This window comes from Amycolatopsis sp. NPDC003731 (assembly GCF_053586895.1).
This window is the reverse complement of record NZ_JBSFNC010000105.1, coordinates 25,991-31,990: the sequence shown is the minus strand read 5'-3', so window position 1 is coordinate 31,990 and position 6,000 is coordinate 25,991. Positions and strand designations below refer to the sequence as shown.

At 72.5% G+C, this 6,000-nt stretch carries 6 protein-coding genes; 4 read left to right on the top strand and 2 right to left on the bottom strand.

Annotated features, from left to right (window positions below; all coding sequences use genetic code 11):
* The coding region (locus ACWDN5_RS33060) for a hypothetical protein (RefSeq protein WP_449679041.1) at positions 1-858 on the bottom strand (858 nt) is incomplete at its 3' end.
* Positions 859-959: 101 nt separating this feature from the next.
* Positions 960-1,307, bottom strand: a complete 348-nt coding sequence (locus tag ACWDN5_RS33055; RefSeq protein WP_449679040.1) for a hypothetical protein — start codon at positions 1,305-1,307, stop codon at positions 960-962.
* Between the two features lie 152 nt (positions 1,308-1,459).
* Here ACWDN5_RS33055 and ACWDN5_RS33050 point away from each other — a divergent pair, with 152 nt between their 5' ends.
* The 4 genes from ACWDN5_RS33050 (at position 1,460) to ACWDN5_RS33035 (ending at position 5,726) form a co-directional block, all read left to right on the top strand.
* Positions 1,460-2,338, top strand: a complete 879-nt coding sequence (locus ACWDN5_RS33050) for a 1-phosphofructokinase family hexose kinase (RefSeq protein ID WP_449679039.1) — start codon at positions 1,460-1,462, stop codon at positions 2,336-2,338.
* Positions 2,335-3,075 (top strand): 5'/3'-nucleotidase SurE, encoded by a 741-nt coding sequence (gene surE, locus ACWDN5_RS33045; RefSeq protein ID WP_449679038.1) that lies wholly within the window; start codon positions 2,335-2,337, stop codon positions 3,073-3,075. The genes ACWDN5_RS33050 and surE overlap by 4 nt, the downstream gene beginning before the upstream one ends.
* 148 nt (positions 3,076-3,223) lie before the next feature.
* Positions 3,224-3,922 (top strand): DUF6313 family protein, encoded by a 699-nt coding sequence (locus ACWDN5_RS33040; RefSeq protein WP_449679037.1) that lies wholly within the window; start codon positions 3,224-3,226, stop codon positions 3,920-3,922.
* Positions 3,909-5,726, top strand: coding sequence for a PstS family phosphate ABC transporter substrate-binding protein (locus ACWDN5_RS33035; RefSeq protein ID WP_449679036.1), 1,818 nt, complete (start codon positions 3,909-3,911; stop codon positions 5,724-5,726). The genes ACWDN5_RS33040 and ACWDN5_RS33035 overlap by 14 nt, the downstream gene beginning before the upstream one ends.
* The last annotated feature ends 274 nt before the right edge of the window (positions 5,727-6,000 follow it).

Genomic DNA, 6,000 nt, shown 5'->3' with positions numbered 1-6,000 from the left:
AGCCGATCCCGGGCAACCACGAGACCTACGACGACACGCCGTACAAGGGCTACGACCGAGCGCCCGCGCGAGCGTCGTGCCGTGCAGGTCCACGGCGGCCTCGGACAGTGCTCCCAGGTCGCCGATCGCGGCACGCGCGCGAGCCCACCCCGTGACACCGAACGCCAGCCCCGCCACCGCCGCCGGCCACCAGAAAACCGCCAGCACCAGGTACGGCAGCGACCAGGTGCCGGTCGCGACCGCGGCCGCGAAGCTCGCCTCGGCCGCCGTGATCTCCGCTCGCACGGTGTCCGGCAGCACCAGCCACAGCCGCGGCCACCCGAACGTCAGGTCCAGCCCGTACCGGGCCAGCGCGACCTGTTCCACCGCGTGCACGCGATCGCCCATCCACGTCGGCCGCCCCGGCTCGGCGAGCGCGATCCGGTTCGCCTTCCCGGCCAGGCGATCAGTGGCCGCCCGGCGCTCGGACTCTTCCCCGCTCACGGCTCGCCGCTGGCCGACCAAGTCCAGCCAGCGCCGGCGGCGCGCCCGCACCCGCCACTTCAGCAGCGGCGCCGGCCAGCGGCCGAGCCAGACCAGCCGCGTCAGACCCGCCAAGGCCTGCACCACCAGGCCGACCCCGGCCGTGCCGAGCAGCGCGAGGACTAGCAGCACGAACTGAAGACCCACCGGCAGCCGCGAAGCCGTCGCCGCGAAGGTGTCCACCCCTTGCCGGAACCGGGACCAGTCCAATGCGGCCCGATGCCGCTGCCACCCGCCCACAATGGCGACCGCTAGGAACCCCGCGCCGGGAAGCACGAGCAGCGCGAGCCACCGCTCCGCCAGCTTCTTCGCCAGCTCCTCGAAGAACCTGCCCACTACCGCCGCCTCACCTCCGCACCTGCAAGACCGCACGAGCCTAGTGGCCCCCGTGCCGCGTCGGTGGCGTTCGCCAGAAGCGAGGGCGGGCAGCAGGGCCGTCAGCGACGGATCATCGGCCGGCCGATGACCAGGCACTGCGGCACCGGACCCGCCGGAACGGTGTGCGCCAGCCGGTCGCAGGCGCCGTCCGGACACCCGAACTGTTCGTCGTCGGCGCGTCCCGGACCCGCTCCCGGCAGCCCGGTGCTCACGCCACGCACGACGTCCTGCCCGTCCAGTTCCCGCAGCAAGGCCGCGACGGGCCGACGGGCCCGCGCCTCGGTCTCGATGCGGGCCAGCAGGCGTAGTTCGTTCCCGCCCAGGGCGGAGCACTCTTCGCGGAGGGTCGGCAGTTCCTCACACAAGCTGGTCAGCGCCAGCCGTTCCTCGTCCAGTAGTGGCTCCATGAGTCGGAGAGGTTAGCCGTAGGCTCCGCGCGCCAGGCGGCGTGCCCACCGTCCGTTCGCAGGCCCGACGGGCAGACATCTGCTAGTGGAAGACGTTCGCGCAGTTGCGCAACCGCTGCTGCTGAAACAGAGCCCCTGAGGGAAGGCTGACAGTGACGGTGGAAGAAATCGACGGCGTTCCGGACGTCCACGTGCACGCGGGCGGGCAGGGGGTGTGGCAGTCGCGGATGATCGAGTCGCTGGGAGCCGCCGCAGTGCTTTGTTGCGCGCTCGGCGGGGAGACCGGGCAGGTGCTGCGGCACCTGATCGGCGTCGAGCTCCGGGCGCGGGACGTCGCCGCGCGCAATGGCGCTTACGTGCACGACCGTCGTGAGGGCAAACGCAACGAGGTGGTGCGGATGCCCGCGGACACCTTGTCGCGGCACGAGCTGGACGATCTCTACGAGCTGACGCTGGTCGCGGCGCTCGACGCGGACGTCACCGTGCTCAGCGGTCCGGCCGCGGAGGACGTCCCGGTGCCGCACTCGGTGTACGAGCGGCTCAGCCGGGACCTCGGCGCCCAAGGCGCCCGGGTGGTGGTGGACCTCTCGGGAGAACGCCTCGCCCGGGCGCTCGACGGCGGCCCGGAAGTGGTGAAGGTCAGCCACGAGGAGCTGATGGCCGACGGGCTGGCGAAGTCGGACGCGCTGCCCGACCTGGCGAAAGGCTGCCGCGAGATGGCGAACTCCGGTGCCCGGGTCGTCGTCGTGTCGCGAGCGGCCGAAGACACGCTCGCACTCGTCGAGGACGAACTGTGGCTCGTGGAGTCGCCCGCGCTGAGGCCGGTGGACACCCGTGGCGCGGGTGACTCGATGACCGCCGGGCTGGCGGTCGGCTTGGCCCAGGGCTTGTCGCCGCGAGAGGCGCTGAAGCTCGGAGCGGCGGCCGGCGCGGCGAACGTGACGCGGCACGGCCTCGGGTCGAGCAGTGGCACGGCGGTCCGCGAACTGGCCGGGCGCGTGCGCTTGAAGAGCTGGGAGGACGAGACGTGAGGGCGCTAATCACGAACGACGACGGCATCGGCTCGCCGGGGCTGGTGGCACTCGCCCGCGGCGCGGCGGCGCACGGCTGGACTGTCGTCGTCGCCGCGCCGGCGGAAGAGGCCAGCGGCACGAGCGCCGGCCTGTCCGCTGCCGGGGACAACGGCCGGATCGTGGTCGAACAGCGGAAGCTGCCGGACCTGCCGGACGTGCCAGCGCACGCGGTCGCGGCGCATCCCGGGCTCATCGCGCTGGCGGCGGCGCAAGGTGCGTTCGGCGAACCGCCGGACGTCGTGCTGTCCGGCGTGAACCGCGGCGCGAACGTCGGGCGCGCCGTGCTGCACTCGGGCACCGTCGGCGCGGCGTTGACAGCGTCGCTCATCGGGGCCCGCGCGCTCGCGGTGTCCCTCGACGTGGGACTCGAGCCGGGTCCGCACCAGCACTGGGACACCGCGGTCGCCGTCGCGGCGACCTTGTTCGACCGGCTCGCCGCCCTGCCGGCCGGGACGGTGCTGAACCTGAACGTCCCCGACCGCGCCGACGTGGGAACGCCGCGGCAGGCCGGATTGGCCGAATTCGGCACGGTACGCAGCCACGTCGAAAACGGTGGCGACGGCGCGATCAGCCTCACCACCGTGGTCGTCGAGGGCGAGCTGCTGCCGGGCAGCGACGCCCGGCTGCTGGCGGAAGGCCACCCGACCGTGACCGCACTGCGCTCGGTGACCGAAGACCCCGACGTGCGGCTCTGACCCAGACGTATTGCGGCCCTCGGCGAGCCCTCGTGTCCACGAGGCGAACGGAAGGTGGACAACGGGGCTCGGAGCCGCTCCCGGGCTTCCGCTCGAGGTAGTTTCCGGCTGTGGGGCTGGGAACCGACCGACTTCCCGAGCGGGAATGATGTCGGTACAGGAGACGGTGCGCGCGGCCGACGCGAGCGAACCGGGTGAGATCGACCCGCCGCGGCGGGAAACGCTGACGGCGTTGCTGCGGCGGCGTCGCCGCTCGCTCGGCAGGCACAGCGGCATCCAGTACTGGCTGCGGGTCCGCGGTTACTACATCGTGGCCGCGTTCGCCGGTCTCTTCACCCTCAACGCCGTGGTCATCGGGGGCCGGGTCGCCTACGACGTCAGCGTGCAGATCGCCTCTCCGTGGGAGACGGACGCACCGTGGCTGGCGCTGCCCCTGTCGCTCTCGGGCTGGCTGGTGGTGACCGGGTTCGCGGGTGCCGTCGCCGGCTACGTGGTGTCCGAGGTGACGGACAACCGGAGCCTCCGGCGCACGCGCGGGCGGGCGGGCAGCCGGCGCATCGGGGCCATTCCGCTGCTGGACCGCCTGCAGTACGGCAGGCACGGCTTCGAGGTCCCGAACTACTTCGGCATCCGGTTCACGCTGCGGCACGACGGGGACTGGCGGACCGCGCAGGACCACTGGGAGATCGTCGTCGAGAAGTTCCTCGACGCCGGGGCCGGCCGCGGCAATGGACCGAAGCGGGTCATGTGGGAGGCCGTCCTGGAGGCGTCCTACGTGCTGGACGGCATGTCGGGCCGCTGCCCCGAATGCACCGAGCGCGAGGGGGGCGGCGATGACACGCACTGAGCCACCGCGCGACACCCGGGACCTCTCCCGGCAGCTGCACCAAGCCGCCTACCCGGGTTCCGACGCCGCCTGGATCGAGGAACAGGTGGCCACCGCCGAAGCCCGGATCGACCGCGCCATGCAGGCACGGCCGTCCACGGCCCCGGGGGCCCGCCGTCTGTCCGACGTGGTGCTCAACCACGCCGCTCCGCGCCGGCGCACCGCCCGGGAGCGGATCGTCTTCGGCGCCGGTCTCGGCGCGGTGGCGGTCGTGGCCGCCGTGCTCGGGATCACCGAACGACGCTGGGTCGCCGAGGCGGCCATCAGCACGATCGGCATCACCGGCCTGTTGGCCGCGGCCGCGGTCGCGATCACCGGCATGGTCGCGTCCGTCGTGCGTGCCCGGCGCGCGCGGGTGCTGTCCTGCCGGGTCCGGATCGACGCCCCGTTCGGTGTCGACGTCGGCGAGACCGTCTGGCTGGAAAGCGAGCACCACGCCGTGGCCGATCCCGGTGTCGTGGTCGTCCGGATCAAGAACACCGGCGGCGCGCCGCTGCACCAAGAGGACTACGTCTCCCCGCTCAGCCTGCACTTCCCGGGCCGGGCGGTGGTGTCCGTGGACGCCACCGAGTTCGAGCCCCCGGAGCTGCAGCGGGTGCTGACCGGGCTGGGCGAGGCCGGCATCGAGCGGGACCGGGTGAAGCTGCCCGCGGTCCCCCTCCGGCCGGACGACTCGTTCAAGCTGGTGATCGTGCTGTCGGGCACCAAGCCCGGGACGAACCACCAGGTCGTGGTCGAAGGCGGCCTGCGCGAGGGCCGGATCACCACACGCCAAGGCCGGGAGAAGATCCGGCCGGAGACCCTCGTGTGGGGCGGCCTGACCGCGCTCTGCGCCGGGGCGTTCGCGGTGGTGCTGCTGCTCAACAACGTCACGCCGTTCACCAAGCTCCCCGCAGGCGTCGTGTGCGCGCCCGGCACCCTGAACGTCGAAGGGTCGACCGCGTTCAGCCGGGCCACCACGGCGCTGGCCGGGTCGTACGGCGCGTATTGCCCGGAAGCGTCGGTCAAGGTCCGGGCGCCCGGCAGCCGGGAAGGCCTGGAACGGCTGGTGGCCGCCGGCAAGAACGGGGTCCGGCAGCTCGCGCTGTCCGACGGCCGGTTCGACGAACCGCAGTTCCGTGACCTGGTGGCCGAGCCGCTGGCGATCGTGCCGTTCACGTTCGTGGCCAGCGCGAACGTCCCGGTCGGCGCCCTGTCGGCAGCGGACGCGCGGCGGATCTTCACCGGCGCGGCGCACACCTGGAGCGACATCACCCACAACCCGCGCGACACCGGGGCGATCCGCGTCGTCGGCCGATCCACCGACTCGGGGACCCGGCAGGCCCTGGAGAAGTACGTCCTCGGCGGCAATCCCGGCGCCCCGGTCCGGCAGGCAGCGCCGACGTCGGACTCGTGTCGGGAACTGCGCCAAGGTGTCCCGTCCGGATCGCCGATCGTGTGCGAGCAGGGCTCGACCGGCGACCTGGTCGACCGGGTCGCCAACCTGGACGGCGCGATCGGGTACGCGAGTGTGTCCGATGTGGACCAGGCGGCGGGCGTCAAGAAAGTCACCTTGGACGGCCGCGAGGGAACTTTCGCCGACGTCCGGGAGCACGGCTACCCGTTCTGGACCGTCGAATACGTCTACAGTCCGACCGGGTCCAAACCCGGATCACTGGCCGATGCGTTCAAGAGCTTTTTGTTCACGCCTGACAGTCGCGGTGCGCTGGCGACATTCCGCTTCTATGCCTGCGCGGACGCCGGCTCCCTCTGCCTCAGACGGTGAGCTGCGCCGAGGTTGCGGACCCGCTTCAACGGTCGGCTGACGTCGCTCGGTACGCGGCGATCCACGGTGGTGAGGGTCGGCATGACGGCCCCTGCGGTCGCGGCCCCCGGGTTCGAGCACCTTAGTGGATCATGTCCACGCAGGAGTACCACCGGCGGCACGCAGGTGTTGCACCGGCCGACCCGGCGCGCGTCGAACGCCCCCGGGGTTCCGAGGCCGAAGCCTGCGCGACGGCATGGAGTCACCACCGCTGCTTCCGGGCGAGGCGTGGCAG

What these genes read in the sequence shown, in the direction of transcription:
- ACWDN5_RS33035 (WP_449679036.1), top strand. Translation starts at nt 3,909, where the DNA reads ATGACACGCACTGAGCCACCGCGCGACACCCGGGACCTCTCCCGGCAG.
- ACWDN5_RS33040 (WP_449679037.1), top strand. Translation starts at nt 3,224, where the DNA reads ATGTCGGTACAGGAGACGGTGCGCGCGGCCGACGCGAGCGAACCGGGT.
- ACWDN5_RS33055 (WP_449679040.1), bottom strand. Translation starts at nt 1,307, where the DNA reads ATGGAGCCACTACTGGACGAGGAACGGCTGGCGCTGACCAGCTTGTGT.